General features: G+C 57.8%; 19 protein-coding genes and 1 pseudogene. 6 read left to right on the top strand and 14 right to left on the bottom strand.

What is annotated here, in order from left to right:
* Positions 1–686: 686 nt before the first annotated feature.
* A complete protein-coding gene (locus EOB59_RS37220) occupies positions 687–3,926 on the top strand; it encodes an autotransporter domain-containing protein (protein ID WP_128289280.1) in 3,240 nt (1,079 codons plus the stop codon).
* 2 nt (positions 3,927–3,928) lie between these two features.
* Positions 3,929–4,219: an autotransporter domain-containing protein gene (locus tag EOB59_RS37215; RefSeq protein WP_348639530.1), complete on the top strand. Its 291-nt coding sequence runs from the start codon at positions 3,929–3,931 to the stop codon at positions 4,217–4,219.
* Positions 4,220–4,736: 517 nt separating this feature from the next.
* Here EOB59_RS37215 and EOB59_RS22620 read toward each other — a convergent pair.
* On the bottom strand, positions 4,737–4,967 hold the full coding sequence (locus tag EOB59_RS22620) for a hypothetical protein (RefSeq protein WP_127295339.1): 231 nt from the start codon (positions 4,965–4,967) through the stop codon (positions 4,737–4,739).
* Positions 4,968–5,675: 708 nt separating this feature from the next.
* Between EOB59_RS22620 and EOB59_RS22615 the strand changes: the two genes are divergently transcribed.
* Both EOB59_RS22615 and EOB59_RS22610 read left to right on the top strand, forming a co-directional pair.
* On the top strand, positions 5,676–7,838 hold the full coding sequence (locus EOB59_RS22615) for a prolyl oligopeptidase family serine peptidase (RefSeq protein ID WP_128289278.1): 2,163 nt from the start codon (positions 5,676–5,678) through the stop codon (positions 7,836–7,838).
* 38 nt (positions 7,839–7,876) lie between these two features.
* A complete protein-coding gene (locus tag EOB59_RS22610) occupies positions 7,877–8,575 on the top strand; it encodes an OmpW family protein (RefSeq protein WP_024505687.1) in 699 nt (232 codons plus the stop codon).
* Between the two features lie 740 nt (positions 8,576–9,315).
* Here the strand turns inward: EOB59_RS22610 and EOB59_RS22605 are convergent.
* The gene (locus EOB59_RS22605; protein ID WP_029354714.1) at positions 9,316–9,534 is read right to left on the bottom strand and encodes a helix-turn-helix transcriptional regulator; all 219 of its coding nucleotides are present in this window, start codon (positions 9,532–9,534) and stop codon (positions 9,316–9,318) included.
* A gap of 109 nt (positions 9,535–9,643) precedes the next feature.
* On the opposite strand from EOB59_RS22605, the gene EOB59_RS22600 reads away from it, so the two are divergent.
* Positions 9,644–9,910: a DUF2285 domain-containing protein gene (locus tag EOB59_RS22600; protein ID WP_063169299.1), complete on the top strand. Its 267-nt coding sequence runs from the start codon at positions 9,644–9,646 to the stop codon at positions 9,908–9,910.
* A gap of 436 nt (positions 9,911–10,346) precedes the next feature.
* On the opposite strand, the gene EOB59_RS22595 is transcribed toward EOB59_RS22600, so the two are convergent.
* Positions 10,347–10,580, bottom strand: coding sequence for a helix-turn-helix transcriptional regulator (locus EOB59_RS22595; protein ID WP_095488152.1), 234 nt, complete (start codon positions 10,578–10,580; stop codon positions 10,347–10,349).
* Positions 10,581–10,696: 116 nt separating this feature from the next.
* Between EOB59_RS22595 and EOB59_RS22590 the strand changes: the two genes are divergently transcribed.
* Positions 10,697–10,978: a DUF2285 domain-containing protein gene (locus tag EOB59_RS22590; protein ID WP_095488150.1), complete on the top strand. Its 282-nt coding sequence runs from the start codon at positions 10,697–10,699 to the stop codon at positions 10,976–10,978.
* Between the two features lie 534 nt (positions 10,979–11,512).
* Here EOB59_RS22590 and EOB59_RS22585 read toward each other — a convergent pair.
* The 11 genes and pseudogenes from EOB59_RS22585 to EOB59_RS22540 form a co-directional block, all read right to left on the bottom strand.
* Positions 11,513–12,250 (bottom strand): LuxR family transcriptional regulator, encoded by a 738-nt coding sequence (locus EOB59_RS22585; protein ID WP_095488176.1) that lies wholly within the window; start codon positions 12,248–12,250, stop codon positions 11,513–11,515.
* 934 nt (positions 12,251–13,184) lie between these two features.
* Positions 13,185–14,591: an aminotransferase gene (locus EOB59_RS22580; RefSeq protein WP_063169303.1), complete on the bottom strand. Its 1,407-nt coding sequence runs from the start codon at positions 14,589–14,591 to the stop codon at positions 13,185–13,187.
* 190 nt (positions 14,592–14,781) lie between these two features.
* Positions 14,782–15,204, bottom strand: a pseudogene (locus tag EOB59_RS36590) (transposase); the annotation flags it as partial.
* 454 nt (positions 15,205–15,658) lie between these two features.
* Entirely contained in the window at positions 15,659–16,165 is a 507-nt protein-coding gene (locus EOB59_RS22575) for a TIR domain-containing protein (RefSeq protein ID WP_063169304.1), read from the bottom strand.
* Positions 16,166–16,174: 9 nt separating this feature from the next.
* Positions 16,175–17,035 carry a DUF4231 domain-containing protein gene (locus tag EOB59_RS22570; RefSeq protein ID WP_095488148.1) on the bottom strand — a complete coding sequence of 287 codons (861 nt, stop codon included), beginning with the start codon at positions 17,033–17,035 and terminating at the stop codon, positions 16,175–16,177.
* Positions 17,036–18,450: 1,415 nt separating this feature from the next.
* Positions 18,451–18,948, bottom strand: a complete 498-nt coding sequence (locus EOB59_RS22565; RefSeq protein WP_095488146.1) for an Lrp/AsnC family transcriptional regulator — start codon at positions 18,946–18,948, stop codon at positions 18,451–18,453.
* A gap of 499 nt (positions 18,949–19,447) precedes the next feature.
* Entirely contained in the window at positions 19,448–20,992 is a 1,545-nt protein-coding gene (locus EOB59_RS22560) for a fumarate hydratase (protein ID WP_128289277.1), read from the bottom strand.
* Positions 20,993–20,998: 6 nt separating this feature from the next.
* Entirely contained in the window at positions 20,999–22,432 is a 1,434-nt protein-coding gene (locus tag EOB59_RS22555; RefSeq protein ID WP_128289282.1) for an NAD-dependent succinate-semialdehyde dehydrogenase, read from the bottom strand.
* Positions 22,433–22,628: 196 nt separating this feature from the next.
* The gene (locus EOB59_RS22550) at positions 22,629–23,555 is read right to left on the bottom strand and encodes a LysR family transcriptional regulator (RefSeq protein WP_128289276.1); all 927 of its coding nucleotides are present in this window, start codon (positions 23,553–23,555) and stop codon (positions 22,629–22,631) included.
* A gap of 133 nt (positions 23,556–23,688) precedes the next feature.
* On the bottom strand, positions 23,689–24,600 hold the full coding sequence (locus EOB59_RS22545; protein WP_128289275.1) for a CoA ester lyase: 912 nt from the start codon (positions 24,598–24,600) through the stop codon (positions 23,689–23,691).
* 132 nt (positions 24,601–24,732) lie between these two features.
* Positions 24,733–25,529: CaiB/BaiF CoA-transferase family protein (locus tag EOB59_RS22540; protein WP_245486706.1), on the bottom strand; the 797-nt coding region annotated here is incomplete at its 5' end.

Below are 25,529 nucleotides of genomic sequence, written 5' to 3'. Positions count from 1 at the left end.
TGATTTGACCACATCTGCAACACCTCGCGCTTCTCCTTGACGTTGCTATAGAGATCGTAGATTTCGCCAATGTCTCCGGTGCGGGCTCACAGCCCGTCCATATAGCCGCCAGTCTGCTGCCTTCGAGTGGCCCATGTTGGCCGCGGCCAGGAAGTGGCGACGATTGAAAGGACAAAATCAGTTGCCGAAACTCATCGCAGGTGACGGTCTGGTGGCAATTTGGGCACATCTTGTGTCTCGTCGCCAGTAAACACGGATGCCCGGCAGGAGCTGAGCTCGCTGCCGGCGGAAATCGTAGAGCGCCAGCGACGCATTCTGATCTTTCGTCAGGCAGTCGACCGCCTTGGCATACGCCTCGGCCTCCATCTCGATCGACCTGAACCGGTATCTTGTGCGCCATCCGGACGATCTGGGAAAGCTTGGCCGGGCCGGCGCCTTCCCAGGCGCACGGGAAGCGCGACGACCCATGTGGACCTTGGATTTCACTCCGCACTTACGCTGCTTTGGCCTTGTCAGCAGCCTGAGCATAAAGCGTGCTCAGCTTTCAGGCCGAGCCTCTTCCATGTTGACAGCATCTGTCGTCATTCAGGATCGCCCCATTTTCGCATGCCGCTTGCAGCTTTCAGGCTGTTGTCAGCCAGGGCCGCCATAAAGGGTCTCGTTAAACAATTCAGGAGGCCGTTCCAATGATCAATCAGTTTGCGAGACTTTTTCGAGGACCAGGTATGCAGGCTTGTTTCGGGACAAAGAACTTTCTGGCGGCAACCACCGCGATGACGACGGTATTCCTGCCGGCTGTGTCTCTCGGGGTGGGTCTGGTAGCATTTCCAACTGGAGAAGCGTTGGCCGACGACCCGATTTCGATCCCGCTGGAGTATGTCGGGGAAGGCCATGACCGCCTGGGCATCTGGGCCAAGATCAACAATGGCAACGCGCAGCGATACGTATTCGACACGGGCTCGGACCAGCTCAACACGCAGATCGGGTCAGAGGTGACCGGGGTCCGCCCGATTGCCGACACGCCTTACGTATATACGTACGGGGACGGAACGTATGGTAATAAGCTTCAGAACGTGGAAATTGATAAATTTACATATGTCGATCCAGATCAAAAGATAACAATCGACGGGCCGTCTGTAAGCGATAAGAAATACCGGGCTGCTCGCATTCTCGATTTTGTCTATACCCATGCGTATTGCAAGGACAACAATCTTAAGTGCACGCCGGGATCCGTGACGGATGGACTTAAAGATATGTATGGTCAGGATCTCCAAGAACCTTATCACGCCGATAAGGAGCAGCGGGCGAAAATGACCGCTGGCAAGATGGCAGACGAAGGCGGCGATTTCGCAGGTACATTCGGGGCCGGCGATTTTCTTGGCAAGACAAGTGTCTGGGGCATGATGGGCAGTGTCACCAGGTCTGGCTACGTGGTCTCCGCCAATGTGAATCCGGATTCCGAGAGCGACCAAACGCCTGGCTGTTCCCCCTGCACGATTGTCAACCTCAATCCAAGCCTCCGGGCCCAATATACTAATGCCATGCCATGGGGAGAACCCGAGGAAAAAGATCAGGATTCTTATCAGAATTTTCCTGGCTCTGGCGCCAATGCCTCGACCGAATACGAAGGCAGCTACAATCTGCAGTACACGGTTAAGGATGGAGCCCCACCAATCACCGACCCCAACAAGACCGCGGTATTGCTCGACACCGGCACACCGGGCGGTGGCAGTCTGGAGATCAGTGATGCGATGCTGAAGCAATTTCAGGATGCGGGCGTCAAACTTAAAAATGTTCGGAGAAATGAGCAACGCGAGATCGTAAGCGCATCGGGCAATATCCCGAGCGTTACAATCGCAGGAACGGATGGCGATCCGGTAAGGCTGGACAATATCGACTTCACCTACACCAGCGGCACGACGGAACAACCCAATGACCAGACCAGTTTTGTTGCCGGTCTTGACTTCTTCAAAAACAGATCGGTCATTTTCGATCTGGAGAAGAAGTATACCGCTTATACGTCACATTTCGTCACTGCCAGCAACTTCTCTACCGATTCATCCGCACCCGAAGGGACCGGTCTGAGCAGGATAACGACGAGCATGGGGAATGAGGGCGGGTTCGGCATAGCGGGTGTCGTCTCCGGCTCCGGATCGCTGACGCTTGATACAAAGACGGTGGTCCGGATGACGAATGTCAACACCTACACCGGCGAGACGAATATTGCTCAGGATGCCTATCTCTCGCTTGCGGGGCTCGGCAACATCCAACGGTCAGCGAAAGTCGTTGCAGACGGCACGTTCGATATCTCCGAACATGGAAATGGCAGCGACTATTGGGGAATCTCCGACGCCTACAACGATGCCCGTATTCGTAGCCTGAGTGGCAGCGGAACGGTCGAGCTGGGCAAGCGTACCCTGGTGCTAACGGATTCGAACGACACGTTCGCCGGCAGCATCAACGACCTCGACGTTGATAACAATAATATGGGCGGCAAGGTATTCGTTGCCGGTGGCGTGCAAACGCTGAGCGGAAAGAACAATTTTTCCGGCATGACGACGGTCGGTTCCGGCGCGGGATTGCTGCTTGCCGATACAGGTGTGCTTTCCCATGATGCGACCACGTCCGGCTTTCTCGGGAATGACGGGCAGATCGGGGGCACGGCTATCGCAAACAGCGGCGGTGTCGTCGCAGGCGGCGGCACCTACGGTGCGGTCACCATTTCCGAGGGCGGCACGGTCGCTCCTGGCAGTGCGACCGATCCGAGCAGGATCGTCACCACACTGACTGTCACGGGCGATTTCGCGCAGCAGTCCGGATCGATCTATCAGGTCGACCTCGCAAGGTCGTCCGATCTCATCGATGTTGGCGGAGTAGCGGCGATCGACAGCGGCGCGCAGATCGAGCTGCTGCGGCAGGGAACGCTATCGGTCGATGCCCGATATACTCTGCTCTCCGCAGCAGGCGGCGTAAGCGGCACCTATGGCGGGCTGACGGGGGCTCTGGCGACAGACGCGACGCCCTTCGTCGATTTCCAGCTCGTCTACGATGCCAACAATGTCTATCTCGATATCAGCCGCACATCGACGGCGTTTGCCGATGTAGCCAGCACCTTCAATCAACGCTCGGTCGCCGCAGCGGCTCAGGCGCTTGGAAGCGGTAATCCGATCCAGGACAACATCCTGTTCCTGACGGCGCCGGAAGCCCGCAACGCTTTCGATATGCTATCAGGCGAGGTTCATGCTTCCATTCATAGCGGCCTCATCGAGGACAGTCATTCTGTACGCGATGCCGCGAGCGAACGGATCCGTGCGGCGTTCGACGGCGTCGGTGCCTCCAGCGTTCCGGTGATGACTTATGGGCTGGGTGGTCTGGAACTGGCCCCGGCAACGAGTGAGAATTTCGCCGTATGGGGCCGTGGCTTCGGCGCCTGGGGTCATCTCGACAGCGACGGCAATGCCGCCGGTCTCGATCACTCGACAGGCGGCTTTCTGGCTGGCGGTGACGCGGCTGTCGGCGAAAGCTGGCGGCTCGGCCTCATCAGCGGCTACAGCCATACCTCCTTGGAGGCGGACAATCGCGCGTCGTCGGGCTCGAGCGAGAATTACCATCTCGGTCTTTTTGCCGGCACGCAGAACGGCAATCTCGGTTTTCGTTCCGGCCTTGCCTATACCTGGCACAGCATCGAGACCGGCAGGTCCGTGGTCTTTCCAGGCTTCGCCGACAGCCTTTCGGCCGATTACGACGCCGGCACGTTCCAGGCCTTTGGCGAGCTCGGCTACCGTATCAATACGGCTTCGGCTTCCTTCGAGCCCTACGCTAATCTCGCTTATGTGAATTTTGACGCCGATGGCTTCACCGAGAATGGCGGCGCAGCCGCCTTGTCGAGCGGGATCGCTCGAGCGACACGGCGTTTACCACGCTAGGTCTGCGTGCGTCGACGGTACTGACCCTCGGCACCGTGACTGCTACCGCGCGCGGCGGTCTTGGCTGGCGCCACGCCTTCGGCGACGTCAGGCCGGATACCGCTCTTGCCTTTGCTGGCGGTTCCTCCTTCGCCATCAAGGGCGTGCCGATCGCAAAGAACGCAGCTCTGCTCGAAGCTGGGCTGGACGTAAACATCACCGAGAACGCGACGTTCGGCATCGCCTATCAGGGACAGATCGCCTCGGATGCCCAGACACACGGGTTCAGCGCCAAGCTCGGCGTCCGTTTCTAAATCACCCGCAAAAGAGATTGGTTATGAAGTCAGTGAGTGCATTTTCTTTTACCGTCGTTCTCGGCTCAGCGACGGTGATGTCTGTGTCCGCCGCGCGAACGGACGATGCCTGCTACAACAAGGCACAAAGCCTATGATGACGCAATGTTCAATCGACGACCTGAAGCCAGTCGATGGCGAGCTTGACAAGCTCTACAAGGAGATGGAGACCCGGCTCAAAGAGTCCCGGCGCATGTCCAGGAACTGGTCGAGACCGCGAGGGGCTACAACGCCACCTCGGAGAACACGCGCGACGCCTACCCCAAGGATTGGCGGCAAGCGCGGCCTGAGCATGCGAAGGGAGTCGCTTTGATAGGAGTACCCGGCTGGGTTCCGTTCAGGACGTTCCCTGAAGACTTGGTGGCGTGGCGGTGGCTTCGACGCTGGTGGTGGGCAGGTTGTCGTAGCCCGGGTGCAATAAGCTTAGTCATCTAGGTCTCCTGGGGGAAATTTCCGCCATTGGGGGCCAAGTTTCACGCTATGCCAGCCCGTAGTTGTACAGGTGAAGCCGACTGGTCAGTGGACCGCAAAACGAAAGGCGCGCCGCTTCTCTTTGGTGATGCTCGCGCCGCGCTTTCTTCGCTGACGGTATGGAGATGAAGCGCGGCATGCCCCTGTAGCAGCCGATTTCACAACCAGACTTGCGCCCGCACTGCCCCTGTTGCTGCGGCATACCAATGCGTGGCGTCAGAAAGACTTCGTCGACCATTAGCCGTCTCGCTGAGATACTACCGAGCCCGAGCTCCCCTATCCTAGACCCTCGTATCGCATATCGGACGGCCCCACATCAGCCCAAGTTGCCATGGGGACCAGCCCCATGCGTTCGCCCGAATGCAGCTTCCTGGCTTGATCGACAGCAATCCAGGGGACGGTGCAGGCCAAGATTGCGGCAGGGCTTGGGCAACCATCAGGTCGCCCAAGGGGTGCCCCACCCTTCTCCTCAGAACTCAGCTGCTTCCAGCTGGCGGATGAAACTCACAGGCGCAGCCAGCTTGGTCTCTAACCGCATCGATCGCATCATGGTGTCTGCCATGAATCCGTGTGCGTGAAGCGCTCCAGAGCGAAGATGTTGGGCGTCAACCAGGTTCACCAATGAGCTTCACTGCTCGAGTTCTGCACGGTGTCACCGCCTGGCGCCGGAGGTTGATCCGGTGATTAGGAGGAGCACTCGTTGTCGGATTCTCGACGATGTCGGACATGTGACACAACGCTTCCAGAGCGATCGCGTTGTTCCGAAACGATTTTCCCAGTTGGCACGACGGTTGCGGTCCCTATGCGCAAAAGCACTGCGATGCCGCACCGACTGGAAGAACTCATCAATGATCACGCTTTTCGAACATGTGGGCGCCGCTACCAGCACTGAGCGTTCCCGAGCCGACGGAAGCCTCTATCCCTTCTTTCTGAAGGCTGTCCGGACATGAACGCATTTGATGTCCGTCCAACGCTGGATGCTCCCGACGACGATCCCTATGTCTGGCTTGAAGATGTAGAGGGCGAGCGGGCACTTGCCTGGGCCGCCGGCCAATCGGCAAAGACCCTGAAGCACTTCGGTGGAGCGCAATTCGAGCGCGACCGCGCGGCTCTGACAGCCATTTTCGACAATCGCGACAATCTTCCCCTGATCGCGCGCCGTAGTCAGTACCTCTACAATTACTGGCGAGATGACGGTAATCCACGCGGACTGTGGCGCCGGACCACCCTTGCCGCCTACATGAAGGCGGATCCCCAATGGGAGCTACTGCTCGATCTGGATGCTCTCGCGGCTAGCGACGGAGAGGACTGGATCTGGGACGGCGCGTCCATCGAGCCGGAGAGACGGGAAAGAGCCGTTCTGCGCCTGTCGCGCGGCGGCAGCGACGCGGTCGTGCATCGCGAATTCGACCTGATCTCTCTGAGCTTTGTCGCCGACGGCTTCAACCTCCCCGAGGCCAAAGGCTACGTTAATTGGCTGGACCCTGACACGCTTCTGCTTTCCAGTGCGCTTGGTAATGGCATGGCCACCCGCTCCGGCTATGCGCGCACCGTTCGACTGTGGAAGCGTGACGCGGATCCCCTCACCACGCCGGCAATCTTCGAGGCCGGGTTCGAAAGCTTCCAAGTGTCTGGTCATTCGGACCGCACCGCCCGCAGCGAGCGCCTTTGGTTCATTGAGCAGCCGGCCTTCTTCGAGAAGATCAGCTGGATCGGCGATAGGAGCGGGCCGAGGAGGCAGATCGATCTTCCTCGCGACGCGTCGTGGCGGGTCTTCGGCGACTGGCTGGCGGTAAGGCCGCGCAAGCCCTGGACGGTGGGAGGCACCACCCATCCCGCCGACGCGCTGATCGTCATCTCGCTTTCCTCTTTCCTCGCCGGCGGACGCCGTTTTGAGACCCTGTTTCAACCAGGGGAAAGGCGCTCCCTGCAGTCATTCTTCTGGAATGACGGGAAGCTCATTATCTCTTACCTCGTCAATCTCGTATCGCGTTTCGAGATGTTCACTCCCGGCCGCCAGGAATGGACGCGCCGAGTCCTCCACACCCTGCCCGACGAAGGTACTGTCGACGTCTGGTCATTCGATGCGGCAGTTCACGAGACCAATGGAGAGGTCCTGATCTGTGCTCAGGATCCGATCACGCCGCCGCAGCTCTTGCTGTTCGATCTGAATGCCGCGCCGTCTCTCAGCGCTTCAGCAATCCTGAAGCGCAGCCCGGAGAATTTCGATGCATCCGGACTGGTGGTCACGCGCCACGAGGCAGTCTCTATCGATCATGAGCTGATCCCCTATACGCAGGTTGGTCCGGCGAACGGGAACGGAGATGCTCCGATTCACCTTTCCGCTTATGGCGGGTTCGGCGTATCACTCCTGCCCTACTACAACTCCCCGCTGGGCAAGCTGTGGCTCGAGCGCGGCGGCACGTGTGTCGAGGCGAACATCCGCGGCGGCGGCGAGTTCGGCACCCGCTGGCACGAAGCCGGGCGCAGGGAGGGCAAGCGTCTCGCCCATGACGATTTCGCCGCCGTTGCCGCCGACCTCGTGCGAAGGGGCATCACCCTGCCGAGGCGGATTGCCGCCGAGGGTGGCTCAAATGGCGGCCTGCTGATCGCAAACATGCTGACCCGCTATCCTGAGCATTTCGGGGCTCTGTTCTGCACAGCACCGCTTATCGACATGCGTCGCTACACCAAGCTCTTGGCGGGCGCGAGCTGGATCGACGAATATGGCGATCCGGACAAGGTTCACGATTGGGCTTTCCTGAAGGAAATCTCCGCCTATCACGCCGCAGCGCCGGGACAGCCCTATCCGCCTATCCTGATCGCCACCACGAAACGCGACGACCGCGTCCATCCGGGCCATGCGCGCAAGATGGCCGCAAAACTGCAGGCTCTTGGCTATCCCGCTTACTTCTACGAGGCCAGCGCAGGCGGGCACGGCTGCGGCGAGGACAATCGGGAGCAAGCCGCATTCATCAGTCTAGGCACCAATTTTCTCCGCAGCGCAATCGGCTTCAACGATCACCTTCCGGAGACGGCGGAACGCGTTGCAACGCAAGAGGGGCATTTGAGGTCCATCAACAATTCATTCGAGCAGGAGACGAAATAGTGCAGTGCATCCTTTCTGAACATCAAGGAGTGAATCTCATGGCGAGAACGCGAATGGGCGTAGCGCGGGCAACAGCAGCGGCGGTGGCCCTGATCATGGTGGGACAGCAGGCCGTCGCCGCGGAGCCTGCGCAAGCAGAGACCGTCCTGGCGGAGACGGGAGCCTCGGTCACCGAAGCGCCAATCCCTTGGCAGGTCCGCCTGCGGGCGTTGGGCGTCGTTACGAAAGATCTGGGCTACGTTGATACGCTTCCCGGCTCCGGTCTTTCGTATTCGGACACGGTGACGCCGGAACTCGATATCTCGTATTTCTTCACCGACAACATCGCCGCCGAACTCATACTCGGTACCACTTATGCCAACATCGCGGGCCAAGGGACGATCGGAGGGTTGGGCAACATCGGCAAAGTTTGGCTGCTGCCGCCGACGCTCACGTTGCAGTACCATTTTACCGATCTCGGCGCGTTCAAGCCTTATGTCGGCGCCGGCGTGAACTACACGATCTTCTACAACCAGGACACTGGCAGCGCTGATGCTCTCAAGGTGAAGAACACGTTCGGCACGGCGCTGCAGGTCGGATTCGACTACATGGTGGACCAGCACTGGGGCCTCAACTTCGACGTGAAGAAGCTTTTCCTGAAGCCGGACTTCGACGTCACGGTGGCCGGCGCGAAGCTGACGGGGAAGGCGGAGCTCGATCCCTGGCTGATAGGCGCAGGTGTCACCTACCGCTTTTGAATATCAGAGTGAAGTCTGCTTCCCGACTGCCGGTTTAAATGAAGGGCGCCTCGCGCGCCCTTTTTTACGGTCGACACTGCAGGGCGAGACCTCATGAAGCCGATTGTCGAGAGGGCGGGGCTCTCTTCCGGCGGACCAAGAAGGTGAACTGGCCAGCTGGCCCCGCGCCTGAGATGGAGTGCTCAGAAGCGCTTTGAATCGGGACGGGCTTTGGTATTGTGGGTGGAATGCTTCAGCCAGACTATTTGCCAGCATCGTCTCCTGGACGTCATGTCTGAGCTTCGTGTCAGCGCAAGGCGAACACGCGGCTCCTAGATGCCGACACGATGGCTGGTTCAGCCATGCTGCGACAGTTGCCTGTTTTTTCGGTTCCTTTGCTGTTCGCGCGCTAACCGCAACGCTCCATACTAGTCTCGCGTGCCTGTCCCCGTGGGGGCGGGCGACAGAAAGCGATTAGGCCCGCTGAAAGAGGCAGACCGCATCCGAAGGACCGTAACCAAGAGAAGGACCTGAAGCGAGAGCGAAGGTTGCGGCAGGCCGCGGCGGGCCTAAAAGGGAATGCCGACCACCCCACGTCCCAGGAAAAGCTGACAAAAACGCAGCGGCCGACTGTCCAATAGGGTGCGCCCGCGCGAGGGCGAGCTAAATGGCAGGGGCTGCCGGGGGACCTAAGAAAAGCGTGGGCTCACAAGCACCCGGCGCGCGCCATCAGTCCGCCAGCTACTTGGAGGGCGGGGGCATCAGGCCTGTTTGTCGGGCCGAACCAGATCCATGTGGCTGACGCCGAGGGCCAATGCCAGTTCATAGATCGTGATAATTGTCGGATTTCTTCGGCCTTTCTCCAAGCCGCTGATGTACTGCTGACTGAACCCGGAAATCTCCGCAAGCTGCTCCTGCGTCAGGCGCTTCCTTTGCCTGATCCTCTGCACATTCCGTCCGACCAACTTGCGCATATCCATGCACGCAAGCCAGCGGATCAGGCGGCTTGAGTTTATCAACTATAATATGTAATCCACATTTAGCAGGCACAGGGCTTCGCGGGTCCATTGGCCGGAGATAGAATTAGCGATGTTGCAGCCCAGATCGAACACGCCGTTCGCCGACGAGGTCCCCTGGTCGGACCGCATTACAGCCTACGACAAGGACCACTTTACAACCTATATGAGGCTCCTGGACGCCTCGGCAGACAACGCCACTGAAGAGGAAATGGCCAAAGTGATCCTCGGCATTGATCCGGCACGCGAACCTGAGCGCGCACGCAACGTTCTTCGCAGTCATCTCGACCGTGCAAACTGGGTGGTGACGAGCGGCTACAAGGATTTGTTCGCCAGTTGACGAAATGGGCGGTGCGGTCGCTTCGCTTCAAGCAACGAAGTCGCGTAACACCATGCATCGACGTATCCCCACAGCGCGGATGGCCCAGCGCTTCGCTGTCTCATCATTTTGTCCTCCGCTCGCCAATGGCTGCTTCCCAGGAATGGGTGCGTCGGCGAATCATGACAGGAACGGGTCCGCCGTCTGAGCCGCACCGCATCCGGAGGACCGGATGGACGACCTACTGAAAGCTCACAGCTGGCTAAGGGTTGCGGGACGCCGCGGCGGGCCTAGAAGGATGCGGCGCCACCTGCTGGGAAAGGCACAAATAGAGCGAATTGCGAGAGTCTAACGACGCGCTAGGAGGCGCAGCGGAATGGTCGAGACGCCAGAGCCAAGAAAAGCGGGGCTCGACCCACCGGCACACGGCACGCGCGGTGATGGGCGCGGGCGCCCACTACGTGCGCAGGCTCAACAGAATCTCACACGGATCAGCACCGAGGGCCGCAGTTACGTCGAGAAACTCAATGATATCGAGACGCCGCTCGCCACCCTCATATTTCGCCACGAAAGATTGCGGACGACCAAGCTTCTCAGCCACCTGCGCCTGCGTCAGCCCTTTGACATTGCGCAGTGAGATCAACTGGGCCAGAAACCGCTGGTGGCGGGGAGATCGAAGAGATTTGGGCATTTAGGTGAACCGGTCAGGTAGAGACCGGCTCAGCGACTAATCCCCGTTTCGGATTATCCCATTTTGGGATATTCTGCCTTGGATCCAGCGATCAACATGCGAGGTTCGCGGCAGACATGAATCGATCAACGGGAACAGATAGGACTCAAAGCTCAACACTGCTCGACGAAGTCCCTTGGTCTGACCGTCTTACCGCCTATGACAGGGCGCACTTTACCATCTATATGAGGCTCCTGGACGCCTCAGACGATGAGGCGCCCGAAGAGGAAATGGCCCAACTGATCCTCGGCATTGATCCGGCACTTGAACCGGAGCGCGCCAGGAAGGCGCTTCGTAGTCATCTCGACCGTGCGAACTGGATGGTGACGAGCGGCTACAAGGAATTGTTCGCCAGCTGACAAATTCGCAGTGCTCGGTCATAGAAGCAGGCAGTTCCTGTGCCATTGGTCAGGCTGATCGGGGCCTGCACCACAGACGCGCCGGCAAAATGGACCCGGTGGCGAGCACAATTCAGTTCCCAGGAAATCGGGTTTTGGCAATTGTCCGAGCGTCTGACGTGATAGAAGGTTCCGCTCTGTCTGGATGGGTATTAGCCCGGAGCAGCACTCCATATCGTACCGGCGCTCGACGAAGGGTCCACCTCTTCGCTTTCAAGCCGCATAACCGATAGCCATCGCCCTAAGTCAAGGGTTAGAGATTACCGGCAGGCAGGTATGCAAGCGGGCCATCCTCGGAAACTATATAACCGCACGACTAGCTCGTCAGCGACGAAACACCCGCTCGAGCACCCATAGACTATGATCACCGGCGCGGACTGGAAGAATACGGCTGCATCGCCCGAGCCGGCGGAACAGAAGATCTCGGCATCCAGTCAACGCTCGATACAAAGCGCGCGATCGAATGGCCCGAGCACAAGGGGATCAAAAAGCTTCTCAGAGAATTGAGGACCCTTCGGACCCCAAAAGGGCTATAGCCTGATTTTGGGTTCGCACGCCTAGCTTCTTCTTGGCATTGTCCAAATGAAAAGCGATCGTGCGTGGCTTGATACCCAAGATGCGGCCGGTCACCCAGGCTGAATTACCCCGCGCTGCCCACCTCAGGCACTCATATTCGCGGGATGTCAGCGAAATCCCATCCACTGTTCGATCGCTCGGCAATTTGCGGCGAACGCAACGATGAAAGCAGGCCGCCATCAGTTGAAGAGCTTGTTCGTACCGCTCAGCGACCCGAAGAAATACTGGACGAGGCTCATCGGCGGCAAAAGTAACCGCAGCGATGCGGCCGCGGAGATCGACAATTGGGATCGTCAAACCGCAGCAGATGCTGAATTGAGCCGCCTCATCGAATAGCTGCTGTTGAGCCGGCGACATTTTATCGCCTCCCAAATTCGATCCCCAGTGAAACGGGCAGCCGCCATTTCGAGCACGCAAGACCACAGGATCGAGTTTCTCATACTGATTTTCCAGATACTGTCTGGTCCAGCGGGGTGGATAGTTCGAGATTAACCTCGGTTTGCCGGAAGGCCGTACTGGCAAGGAGAGGTAGGCAAAGAAGATTAGGTCAAGTCGTCCGGCCGCCTCAGCCATGGCATCCCGGAAATCTGCCTCATCGATACTCTGTGACAGTCTTTCAAGGAATGTCTCGAAAACAAGTGGCATGTCCCTCGTCATCGTCGCGCTCGATTCTTCCTCTTTCTGCACGCCCTCCGGCTGCGTCGTGTATGGCCCGACAACGCGATTGAATTCGCGGGCGTCGCTGGGCTGACCGGGCTCCAGAATGCTGCCACACTTTCGATCTTCGTCGGTCATCCCAATCATGCTGGGCTCACCCGATGGGCGTCTGGCAGACGCCTCATGATCTCAACAGCTCAATCAGAGAATCTCCATGCATTAAATCATGACCGCCCCTGCACCGACCAAACCAGGAGAAATCATCCTGCGCTGACCAAAAGGCATCATTGACCCCAGCTTTTGCAGGAATTTGGGTCGGCATTAGCATAACAATTCGGATAGCCGCTCATCCCACACCCGGGGCGCCGTGATCCGCAAAGAAGTGTTGCGATGCTTTCTTTCCTTTGATAGGCGAATCGTCTCAACAATATTAAAATGCCTTTCCTTGTGAACGGGGTGGCGTGTGAGTATCGTCCTTTTATATACCTGACGTGATAAAATTCACCGCAATTATTATTCTGCTCTTTGTGATGTGAAGGAAGATAACCTTCGGCATTGCCGCACTTTGGAACCGGCGACCGTGGCCCGCTGCAATGATGTAAAGGGCACGTCTAAGCTCAATGTGCATCGGAACGTGCAGATGACCTTTACCAGACCCTCGATTCCGCACGGGCCATAATGATACTGATTACGTGGGTCAAAAAGGGCGCCCTGCCGGCGGGGAGGTACACCCGCAGGGCGCGCCGCACAGAGGTCCTGGTCGTTGGGCAACAGGACAGCGGCGGCAGAACTGATTCGGTTACAAATCGTGACTGAAATAGCCCGGAGCATGCTCAAGATCAGATATCTGGAATTCAACAGTTTTGGGTCTGCTCGGCGCAGTAGCGCGCAGGGACATGCCTGCCTCCGGACTCGCTCCTTCGCGATCGCAAAATCATACGGCACCCTCGGCCTTCAGCGCGCGATAGGTGGTATCGACCGACTTTACCGTCGCGTCGACAATGATGTCGATCTCTTTTCGGGTAATGATCAGGGGGGGTGCATAACCGAGGATGTCGCCATGCGGCATGGCCCGTCCGATGACACCATTCTCAAACAGAGCAGCTGCAGTGCGCACCCCGACCTGAAGGTCGGGTTCGAATGGGATCCTTTGTTTTGGGTCCCGCATCATCTCTACGGCCGACAGGATACCCACTCCGCGAACTTCACCAACGATGGGATGTCCCGCCAGCTCGGCCTTCATCCGGTCTTGCCAATACGGTCCAACATCGCGGACATGCTCCAAAATATTTTTTTCTTTAAGCAGTCGAATATTGGCGAGCGCGGCTGCGGCACAAAGCGTGTGCCCCGAATATGTCCAGCCGTGGCCGAGTGCGCCGTGCTTCTCAGTTCCTTGTTCCAAAACCGACCAGACACGGTCGCCAATGATTGACCCGGAGATGGGGAGGTAGGCGGAACTCAAACCCTTTGCGATGGTCACGAAATCCGGACGCATGTTATACAGGTGGGAACCGAACTTCTCGCCGGTTCGCGCGAAGCCGCAGACCACTTCATCCGCGATTAGAAGGATATCGTATTTGTCGAGCACCGCTTGAATGGACGTCCAGTACCCTTTGGGGGGCGGCACAATACCTCCTGTCCCAAGTACCGGCTCTCCGATAAAAGCTGCAACCGTTTCCGGTCCTTCGGCCAGGATCAAGGCTTCAAGCTCATCGGCACAGCGCCGGGAGAACGCTTCCTCGCTCTCCTCGACACGCGCCTGGCGGTAATAGTGCGGCGTGGTTGTATGGCGCACCAAATCCAGAGGCAGGTCGAAGAAATTGTGAAAGAAGGGAAGGCCAGTTAGGCTACCCGTGACCAATCCAGACCCGTGATAGCCGCGATTTCGCGAGATGATCTTTTTCTTTTCGGGCCGGCCAAGAATGTTATTATAGTACCAGACCAGCTTGATGTTGGTTTCGTTGGCATCGGAACCGGAGAGGCCGAAATAGACCCTTCGCATGTTCTGACCGAAATACTCGACCACGGCCTCTGCCAACAGGGCGACCGGCTCCGTACCTTGGCTGGCATAGACGTGCGCGAACGGCAATTCGTGTGCTTGCCTGGCAATGGCCTCGGCGATCTCCGTGCATCCATATCCCATGTTGACGCAGTAGAGTCCTCCGAAACCGTCGAGGCTCCTTCGGCCTTCGGTGTCCCAGATATAGACGCCTTCCGCACCGGCCATAATCCTATTTGGCGTTTCGCCTCGGCTGTGCTTGGCCAAATGCGTAGAAGGATGGAAGACGAAGCTTCTATCCTTCTCCCGGAGTTGCTCGGTTCCCAGATTGCTCAAGCGCATTTTCCTCTCCTCGCGATAAATTGGCGGAGGGCACTCGGCCAGCCACCTGTTTAGCAAATAGCATACCGGAAACGTCCCTTGAGTTTCTCGGGAATGCAGGTTATTCGCCGTGGAATTCGCGGGATCGGCCCGAATTGCCGTGAAAACTAAGGCGTCACCTTCGCCTTGGCCGAGGGTCGGGGGCGCGTCCTGCAAACACGAACAGCTTACGACGCGCATGCGCCCAGCATAGTGCCCGATTAGCGGGCGATATTGACGGATGAATAGCGCTCGGGACGCTGTTCCCGCCGGCCGCGCGAGGCACGATAGAGCGCCGGCGGCCATGTTCCGCCGAACTGCCGGTCATCCCTTACATTCTGACGGTCCGGATCGGTCTTGCCCTTTCCCAAGGGTGGTAATGCAGGTGATCAGGGGCAAAGCACATTCGCCTCGATCAGCAGGCAGCGGGTTCCGTGCCGCGGCACAGGCTCCAACCTGGTTGGCCAGCGCTGAGAGGCTGAGGTCGTGCCCTCGCGCATATTGATCGCTTTGGCGGTGCGGCGGCTGGTGCTCGGCAGACTTCTCGAAGGAGCATAGCCAGAAGGTTCGGCCCGGCAAAGACGCTCGGCGAGAGCTCCTTGCCATCGACATCTTGATTCGCAGCCGACCAGCGCCGCCAAGTTCTATCGTCGGCGTGTTGCCTTTCTTGCGATCGCAAATTCGTGGTTGCTGCGCAGGGCGAGCCGAGCTGCGGCTCGCAGGAGGCGGCAGCATGCCTCCATCAATGCTGGCCGCTCGTGCAGTCTCGAAACGCTGGATCAAGCCTCAAACGTCGAACAGCCGCTCCTTTTCCTCTCGAAACCAGCGCCCTCGCGCGACGTGATCTTGTCTGACGATCCGACGCTTCGAGCGGGGCTCCTCTAATAGGTTGCACATGACCTGCAGCTTTCAGCCAAACTCAGCAAATCGGACGTCTCTTCTTATCATCGCTCGGCAAGCTCGGAACACGCTGGCGGACGTTGCTAAGGCTAGTCGCCGCCAGCGGATGGCGAGGATGTTTGGGCGGCTAAGTGCTTTTACGTGGGCGATTATAAGCCGAGATCGCGATAGGTGCTTTCGCCATAGCTCCTGGCGCCATCGCCACGCTGAGCGTTTGAAAGCCGATGAAATTCGCTCGGCCAATTGGCTAGCGCGTGCTTGATGGCCTTCATCTTGAACGGCACGTGCACAACACATTTGTCCCTGATGATAGGCGGACAGCTCACATCTTGTTGCCGCGAGCCGTTAAGGTTTGCTGCGATTATCGGCAGACCTAGATCAAGAGCCAATTCCATTTCCCAGCGCACGAAGCGAAAAAGGTTTTTCGTCTTCTCACCGATCAGGACAAGTACCTGGCTCGATCCATTCATTCTGTTGCGAAGATTGCGTTTAACATAATCTTCGTCCTGTGCTCGGCTCGTCATATTGTCCAGATCGTGAGCGTTCGCGAATTCAAAACTCACATTCTCGCTGGCGTTCCACCCTTTCATAAAGCGGTATGCCCAAGCGTCTTCATCGCCGTCAAATATTACATAGGTCGGATCGCTGTATGCCATTGTTGTCTCTTAGTTGTTTTGACGAGCAACCCACTGGGTGTGCTCCCGTGAGAAAGCCAGTTCGGCTTCGTTCACCGCGGCGGAGAATGCCTCATCCGAGTTGGCGTCCGTAATAAGGTCGGCAGTCAAGCCGATCTCGTGAGCTGTCAACGTGTAAGCCGATGCCAATTCGTTAAATTTCTTGATCTGGGTCCACCCGATAAGGGAGGCGGCGATGACAATTAGCGGCTCGGTCGGCCAGCCTGGCATCGCGGGGTCAGCGATGCGTACTACGATGAACGAGAATCCCAGAGCGTATGCAAAAATACCAAGGCCCATCCAGACTTTCGCGGACCTCTTGTTCGAGCGCGCCTTCTTCTCGTACCACTTCCGTTGGTCGCAGATTCGTCTCTGCAGATATAGGTCTTTTCGTTCTTTTCGCGGGGAGTCCCTTATCGACATCATCTCGTCCGTTGTTTGGGGCGATGCTGAATCGGTGCCGCTCAACGCGCTACCAAGGTGACGATTGCTATCAAGGATATCTTCCATAAGCTTTCGAAAATCAGCTCTGGCGTCAGCCGCGCGCGCGTCATCGAACGGCTGTGCTCGCATCGCGAAGCGCCAAGTCAATGTCTTCACCGACTCTGCCAGAGCTCGAGCCTGATACCAGACCTGCTCGGGCTTTGTGACCGACCGGAAAATGAGGACTCCCATTGAGCAAAGAAATACCGCAGCATAGACACCGAAATAGGCTTTTGATGACGACAAGTCCAAAGAGAGCACCGACGCTAAAAAAAGAAGAACGTACTCTGCCCGGATCAGGCGGAGAAACGTCGCCTGCTGCTCGTTGGATGCCACGTCGGCGCTATTATAGAGTCCAGGATATTTCATTTTTGAAGCACACCAGTCTATTTTGTGGCGGTAAATTCTTTAAGCCAGGATTTGGCAAACGTGAGGTTAGCAGTCGAGCTTACAGAGCCTATTCTTGAGCGAGGCGCGATCCCTCTGTTCATAAACAGGAATGCAGGTCCTGTCCCATCAATGTAAGGGTATAGGCCCAAAAATTCTTGCCCGGAGAATGTTTCCGAAGAATTTTTTGCCACGGGCAGAACCGCTACCGCGGTCCGAAACCCATCGAAAAAGCCAAGCTCCCAAGGCATCCATCTGGATCCTGGAGAATTGTTTGAATGCACATAGATTAGCGTCTTTGACTGCCTCATACGGGTCCGCAGCAACTCGGCGGTGGCCGAGGAGACCTTTGTGCGGTCCAGTTGTGAATCTTCGACCCAATCTACGTAAGCAGTGAACCCAAGCTCCTCGAAAATTCGCTTCACACCGAGAATGATCTCTGCGTCCTTGAAAGAATGTGACAGAAAAACGTCGAATGACGATCTGGCTGTAGCTGCGGCCGTCTCTTCCTTTAGAACGATCGATGCGGCTCTATGTCCTCGACTGGCATTCGCAACTCTTTTCAGCTCTGCCTCGGTCAGTAGCACTATTCAAATCCCCCCATGATCTGTTCGCAATTTATGAACTTGACGCCCATTCGATTAAGCGACCCTTGTCTTGTGAAAACTGGCACCATGCTCTCCAGCCGGGTAGCGCAACCTCCACCTTCTCAAAGACCACGTCGGCTGGCAGGAGTGACCGGCCTTGTCACCCACCTACGCGACCCCGGCACAGCCATGCTCCTCGCTTAGAAGGCTGCGGAGACCAGCAATGTCAAACAGGACAGACGATCTCCTAATCTCGATCAGCAACGAACTTAGGACGTAAAAACGCGATGGAGCGATCTCCGAATGTCCGCAGGCGTTGAGGGCCGGGTTGGTCGCCAAGGCCAAGCGGGCCAGCTTGCACTCCCGCTATCCGTCGGCTTGCCAAACCCTCGCTGTAGATTTCGCCCCCTACACGGATGCGCTGACCGCGACTAAGCTCAATCGCCACTGATCGCCAATCCAGGGCGAAAGTTCCCCCCTTGAAGTAGCGGTAGAGGCATTTTTCGGCACTTCGCATCTTAGATATGGACGCCTCCTCAACCAGGCACGATCCGGTTTGGCTTCTCGCCGTAACCGTGCTGGGCAAGTGCGTTTCCGATGGCTGCTTCGATTCGTCTCCTGGAATGATCGGTTCCAGATTGCTCAAGCGCATCGTCCTTCCTTGCCATCAACCGGCGGATAGCGCTCGGCCACTTTTTTCCAGCAATTAGTATACCGCACATGTCCCTTGAGTTTCGTCGGAATGGGCGCCTTTTGCCGACGAATCTACGGGATCCGTGCCAAACGCCGTTGAAACTTAAACTTTCGGTTTCACCGTTGCCTCAGTGCGGACAAAGGTATCGGTGAATTGGACTTCACTGGTTTCGTGACGACAAGGCTATAGTATTGATCAATCCCCAAGCCTGCCTGCAGCAGTCCCTCCATGAAATCCTGATAGGCGGCCATAGAAGGAGATGCGACCCGCATCAGATAATCGACGCGCCCCCCAATTGCCCAGCAGTCCAGGATTTCCGGGATCTCTTGGATTGCAGTTTCGAAGTGTCGTTGGTCCTCAAGACGATGGCGATCCAGCACGACTTCTACCATCACAAAGATCATGCCGCCAATGAGGGCAGGACTCAGTCGCGCATAGAATCCCTCAATAATCCCTGCGGCCTTGAGTGCTCGGAGCCGCTCCGAACAGGCCGACGCCGAAAGATGAACTCGTTTTGCAAGCTCACTTTTTGAAATCCGACCGTCTGCCTGAATCTCGGAGAGAATCCGGACGTCCCAACTGTCGAGTTGCACGGGGTCGGGTTTCGACTTCATAACCTGTTGCTCTCAAGCAGCGATCGACATCGCGTTGTGTGCCGATCAATTCTATCATCAATTGAAACGAGCGAATGTAGCAGTGGAAGGCATCCGTTCCAGGCCCGAGATGTGCCAGAATGGGTACCAAAATCAGCTGAGGGAGAGCGATCAGCTGAGAAAAGCTGCAGAAGTAGTTTGGCTATCGCCGCGACGCCTAACGGGGCAATGATGCAGCTGGAGAGGATAGCCGGCCGCGGCGGAGACCTCCTGATAAATAGATAACCCATTTACTGAACTCCGCTGCCGTACTTGATAGACGCCGCGACGGCATTCGAGCCTCGATCGCGTGTACGGCATATTCAATGCAGTATTCACTGGCACATTCAGCTATTGGAGTGAATTGAAGGCCTTGCTCGTCCGGCCCGCCAAGGCGCATGGCACCGCAAATGCCGCTCGTCTTACGGCTTGCCCGACAATTTGGCGCGGGAGTCTGGCCGAAATCGCCCAACGGAAAGACTCAAACACCGATGTTGCGTGCGATGCTGTCGGCCGCCATACGCTTACGCCACTCAAGAGGCCCGGAATTGTGAATGGAGTTTCCCTCAACATCGACGGCCATGATAACAGGCATGTCCTGCACCTCGAATTCATAGATGGCTTCCATGCCCAGGTCTTCAAAGGCAACGATCCACGCCGCCTTAATCGATTTTGAAATCAGGTAAGCAGCGCCACCCACTGCAGCAAGGTATGGCGTTTTGTGTCTTACAATCGACGCTATGGCCGCCGGTCCCCTCTCCGCTTTGCCCACCATCGCGAAAAGGCCGGTTTCGGCGAGCACCTTGTCCGTAAAATCGTCCAAGCGGCTGGAGGTTGTTGGACCAGCGGGTCCAACGACCTCATTCCTCACTGCCCGGACGGGGCCGACGTAGTAGATCACCCGTCCCCGCAGATCGACTGGAAGCGGCTTGCCGGCATCGATCAGTTCGACCATTCGTTTGTGGGCAGCGTCACGGCCCGTCAGCAACTTTCCAGACAGCAGGAGCGTTTCACCGCAGCGCCACGATGCCGTCTCTTCCTTCGTCAGCGTATCTAAATTGACCCGCCGGACGCCGGCTGGGTTCAATTCGTCGGTTCCGATGTCGGGCCATTCGCGCAAATCGGGCGGCTGGAGGCTGATGGGTCCAGAGCCGTCCAAAGTGAACTTCAGGTGCCGGTTGGCGGCGCATTGCGGGATGAGCGCCACAGGCTTGGACGCTGCATGAGTAGGATAGGTCGCAACCTTGATGTCAACGACTGTCGTCAGACCACCAAGGCCTTGGGCGCCGATACCAAGCGCGTTGATCCGCTCATAAAGCTCAATCCGCAGCCCCTCCTCTGCGCTTGACGCCCCCCTTGCGATCAGTTCCGCCATATCGATGGGCTCGTTCATGGCCTCCTTGGCCAGCAGCATCGCCTTTTCAGCGCTACCACCGATGCCGACAGAGATCAGTCCAGGTGGACACCACCCGCTGCCAAGAGTCGAAACGGTATTGACCACCCAGTCGGAAACGGAGGCGCTGGGATTGAGGGTGGTAAAACGTGCCTTGTTCTCCGACCCGCCGCCTTTCGCGGCGATGGTGATCTCAATCTGGTTACCTTGCACCAAGTCGACATGGACAACTGCCGGCGTGTTGTCGCGGGTGTTGACCCGTCTAGCGAGGGGATCCGCAACGATCGATGCCCGAAGGGGATTGTCCGGATCGAGATAGGCTTGACGTACGCCCTCATTCACAAGATCAGCGAAACTGGCCGTTGACTTAATGCGGGCATCCATGCCGACCTTTGCGAAGACAACCACAAGTCCGGTGTCCTGACAAATCGGGCGCCGCCCAAAGGCCGCCATGCGGGAGTTCAGCAGAATCTGACCTATGGCATTCTTCGCCGACGGGCTCTGTTCTCGCGTGTATGCGTGAGAAAGAGACCGGATATAATCTGGAGGATGATAGTACGAGATGTACTGAAGGGCGTCGGCGACGCTCCTTGTGATGTCGCTACCGGCGATGGTCCGTGATCTGTTTCCCACCGGATTTTATCCAAATGAACCGAGGCCATTGACCATTTTCAGAATCTGGAAGCTTCGCACCCCCTGCTCGCCGCCTTCATATCCATAGCCGCTTTGCTTGACTCCTCCATAAGGGGCATCAGCGGAAACCCCTTTCAGGTAATTCACACTAACTGCGCCCGCAGAAAGACCGCTCACAAGCCTCTGTTGCGTATCGGCCGCGCCAGTAAACAAGTAGGCGGCCAGACCGTACTCCGTGGCGTTGGCTTCATCGATCGCCTCTTCGATCGTATCGAAAGGAGCCACAGTGAGGATCGGTCCGAACGGCTCTTCATGAAGCACTCTCGCTTCCTTCGGTACGCCCGTCAGGATGGTTGGCGGCCAGTAAAACCCCGGTCGGTCAAGGGGGACGCCACCGGTCTCGATGCGGGCGCCGCCTTCTACCGCATCCTTGGTCAGGCGCTGCATGGCCTCTATTCGCCGCGCGTTTGCCATTGGCCCCATTTGCGTCGCAGGGTCATCCGGTGGACCGATCCTGATTTTTCGGACCGCCTCCGTCATCCGGAACAGGAATTCCTCATAGCGGGATCGGGCGACAAAAATCCTGCTGGGCGCATTACAACTCTGGCCCGCGCACTCGAATTTGTATTCCGAAATAGCCGGTATCGCCTTTGCCAGATCTGCATCTTCGCACACAATGACCGGGGAATGTCCCCCGAGTTCAAAAATGCAGCGCTGCAAATTCTTCGCGGCGAGCGTGGCCAGCTGTTTTCCAACAGCGGTCGACCCCGTGAACGTCAAGACTTTCACAACTGGCGAACTGAGCAGATGTCGCGATATATGCACAGGAACACCGAAGACCAGGTTGACCACGCCTTCCGGTATCCCTGCTTGACGCAAAGATTCCACGATATGGACAGCCACGCTTGGCGTCTCCTCGGCCCCTTTGAGGATCACCGGGCAGCCTGCCGCCAGCGCGGGGGCGAGCTTGCGGGCGATAAGAACGGCCGGATAGTTCCATGGCGTAAATGCAGCGACGACACCGAGCGGCTCCGGGGCTATCATCCTGTTCGAGCCCAATGGAATCGGGGCCGACAACTCATCGGCATGCCGGCCATTCCATTCCAGCGTTTCGACTGCGCGCGCGTATTCTCCTGTCGCTTCGGCAATCGTCTTTCCCTGTTCGCACGATAGGTCCCGGGCTGCGGCGCCAGCTTTCTCTGCCAGAATGCTGGCGGCAGAGACGAGGATCTCGCCACGCTCCTTGGCGGGTCGTGAGGACCATGCCTTGCGGCTGCGTTCTGCCGAAGCAAGAGCTTCATCCAAGTCTGAAACCGTAGCCGAGGCCACTGAGGCAAATACCTTCTCCGTCGCCGGGTTGATCACCGGCAAAGTGGCTCGGCTACCACCGGCTCGCCATTTGCCGTTAATGAAGAGCTCGTAACTCTTGGCGTCGGACATCGCGGGCTCCACTTGACTGAATTCTTGCCATACGAGCGCAGTTTCAATATCGAAACTGCTGAACTCGCTTGAGCCAGTTTCATCGCGATGGTCGCGGCGGGTCAAATATCGAATATTGCCGAAATCCATCTGGAATCCAGATCCGGCTGATCCTGATGGCCGCAAAAGATTATGCCCAGCTTTATAGGTTAGGTTGTCAGGTCGCCTCAGGCGCCACCGCTGCCCAGTCCCGGGTTTCAATCAATGCTCTGGCGACCTTCGGAATGAGCTTGCGGACCGCAGAAACGGCCGCAGAACGCTCATCTTTGGGATTTACAGCAAGCACCACGGAGCGGGTAATCACCGGATCGACGATCTTGACAGTCCGGACCAGCCCTTGGGAGGCTTCTTTCTGAACCGCAGACGGGGCGAGAATAGAATGCGCTTTTCCCTCTACGACCATGTTGATGATCGTTGAGAGGGAGTCCACTTCAAACTTGACGTCCAGCGCGCAACCGTGTTGTGCGACGACATCAGCCACCGAACGCCTGACATTGTTGTTGCGCATGGGAACCGCCAGGGGGAATGCATGCAGGTCGACCAGAGATATCGCATCTTCAAACGGTGGCTCGCCGGACGGAACCACCAGACAGAGGTCTTCGCGCGCTAGCACCGTCATTCGCCCCACACTGTCTGCGGTGCGGTACAGAACCGCCAGATTGAAGCGTCCAGCGGCCATCCACTCCTCCAACGGTCCCGTCATGCCCTCGACCATCTTGAGGGAAACCTTGGGCAGTTCGTTTCTCACCGCCTCAAGCAGCGGACCGCTCAGGACGCGAGCAGCTCCAGACGGAATGCCAATAGTCACCTCCCCGGCAGGGGAAGCGGCTGTGTTGGTCAATTCCACCTCGGTAAGTCGAATTTCTTTGAGAATCGCCCGCGCCCGCTCCAGGAGTTTGGCTCCTGACGCCGTCACGCTCACGCCGGTCCTGTCGCGTATCAGCAGCTGAGTGCCGAAGCCTTCCTCCAATTGGCGCACATGCAGACTCAGCGCACTCTGGGCGACATTCAGAAAGCCAGCGGCCTTCGTGAAACTGCCTGCTTCGACCACGCCAACGAAGTATCTTAACTGCCTGATTTCCACGGGTACCCTTCCGAGGGCGGACTGCAATTGACGTAATCTATCTTGAAATGTGATGGCGCGACAGCAATAATTGTGCCGAGTTGCTGACGCTTGCTGTCGTCGTCCCAGTCTTGTTGATCAACCCGCTGAGGACTCAAACGGCCAACTCGGCGCCCGGATCCGTGGCGATAATTTCTCGAGCCCTTCGAATAACGGGCGGATCGATCATCTTTCCGTCTAACGCGAACGCGCCTCTGCCCTGCGCCGTCGCATCTTTTTCCGCCGCGAGGACACGAAGGGCCCATTCGAGTTCCTGTGGGCTTGGCGAAAAAGCCTCATTGAATATGGCAACCTGGTTTGGATGAATCGCCAAAGCACCGGAAAAGCCAAGCCGCCGCGCATGCGCCGCGGCTTCACGAAGTCTATCATTGTCTGAGAACTCGCCGATACTTCCTACGAAGCCAAGCGGTAGCAAGCCTGCGGCGCGAGCGGCAAACAGAACAGAAAGGTTCGGTGTCAAAAGAAGGTCGAGTTCCGGGGCACCGCCAACGGAGGCACTGAAGTCTTCAGGACCCAGCGCCATTGCAACCATCCTGGGATGGGCCGACGCAATGGCTGAGAGACTTTGTAATGCTGCCGGGGTCTCGATCAAGGCAAGGAACCGGATTCGACCCACCGCAAGATTTCTTTCTCGTTCAAGTTCCGATACCGCATTCGCGATCTCTGTTACCCACGCTGCCGAATCCGTCTTCGGAAGGACAAGTGCATCAACACCCGCAATCACGGCTGCATCGAGATCGTCCGCCAAGGCACGCAAACCGCGATTCACGCGAACTAAAACATAAGCGCCCCTGCGGCCCACCTTTGCCACGGATGCAGAAAGCTGACGCCGTGACTCACCTTTTTGATCCTCGGGAACGGAGTCCTCGAGGTCGAGTATGACGCCATCTGCCCCGCGCTCATGAGCCGCCTCCACAAAGCGCGGAACATGAGAGGGAACGAAGAGCAGAGATCTCCAGCGGGGAACAGAATTTGGGCTTTCAAGGGCCGGCACGGTGTCCTTCATGAAGTCGCCTCTGCGGTCCATTTTAGCGCGGCGGTGTCGGTGTGCTTGCTGGGCGTGCCGAGGCACTGGGAGCGACCAGTAGTTGGCACGTACTCTGTAGATCGCGATCGCGCCCTTCGACAACAGGCACGCTCATTCTGAAGCGGCTGTTGCGCGCAAACCTGCTCGAACTTCCGCGCGGACAGCCTCCGTATGGGCTCCAAGAGCCGGAACTGGTCGCAGTGAGGGCCGATCAGAGTTGAAGATCGCCGCCGGGGCTATCGCCTCTACGGGTCCTTCAGGGGTGCCAATCTCCACCCGGCGAACATGTGGATGCCTTGAAATGTCCGCCACTTCGTTCAGTCGCCCATATGCCAAACCGGCCGCCTCAAGCTCCTGCATCGCTTCGTGGCAGGACAGCTCGGAAAACCGCAGCTCAATTATCTCATCAAGTTGAGGACGGTGGCCGAGGCGCTCCATGTTGTCGGCGAAACCAAGTGCACGCGTGAGCTCAGGCCGCTTCAGGAATTTCTCGCAGAAATTCACCCATTCCCGGTCATTCTGCACGGAAAAGATGACGTCCTTGCCATCGGCGCAGCGATAGGCGCCATAAGGCGCCAGCGAGGGGTGTTTCACGCCCGCGCGTACCGTGTGGTAGCTGCTGTAGTCGTGTTGCAGGACCGGCACGTTCATCCAATCGGCGACGGCATCGAACAGGGACACCTGAATGCTAGCCCCTTCGCCAGTGACCTCGCGATGATACAGCGCCTGAAGTATGGCGCTATGTGCCGTCATGCCTGCCGAGATGTCGCACACCGACACCCCTACCCGTGCCGGCCCCTGCTGCGTACCCGTGATTGCGCACAGACCTGTTTCGGCCTGAACAATGAGATCATACGCCTTGAGGTGAGAAAATGGCCCCCCCTCCCCAAATCCCCAAATGTCGCAGG

The sequence above is a fragment of the Mesorhizobium sp. M7A.F.Ca.MR.176.00.0.0 genome (genome assembly GCF_004023165.1).
Lineage (GTDB): Bacteria > Pseudomonadota > Alphaproteobacteria > Rhizobiales > Rhizobiaceae > Mesorhizobium.
Note: the sequence above shows the minus strand (reverse complement) of the source record. Positions and strands in the feature narration are given on the sequence as shown.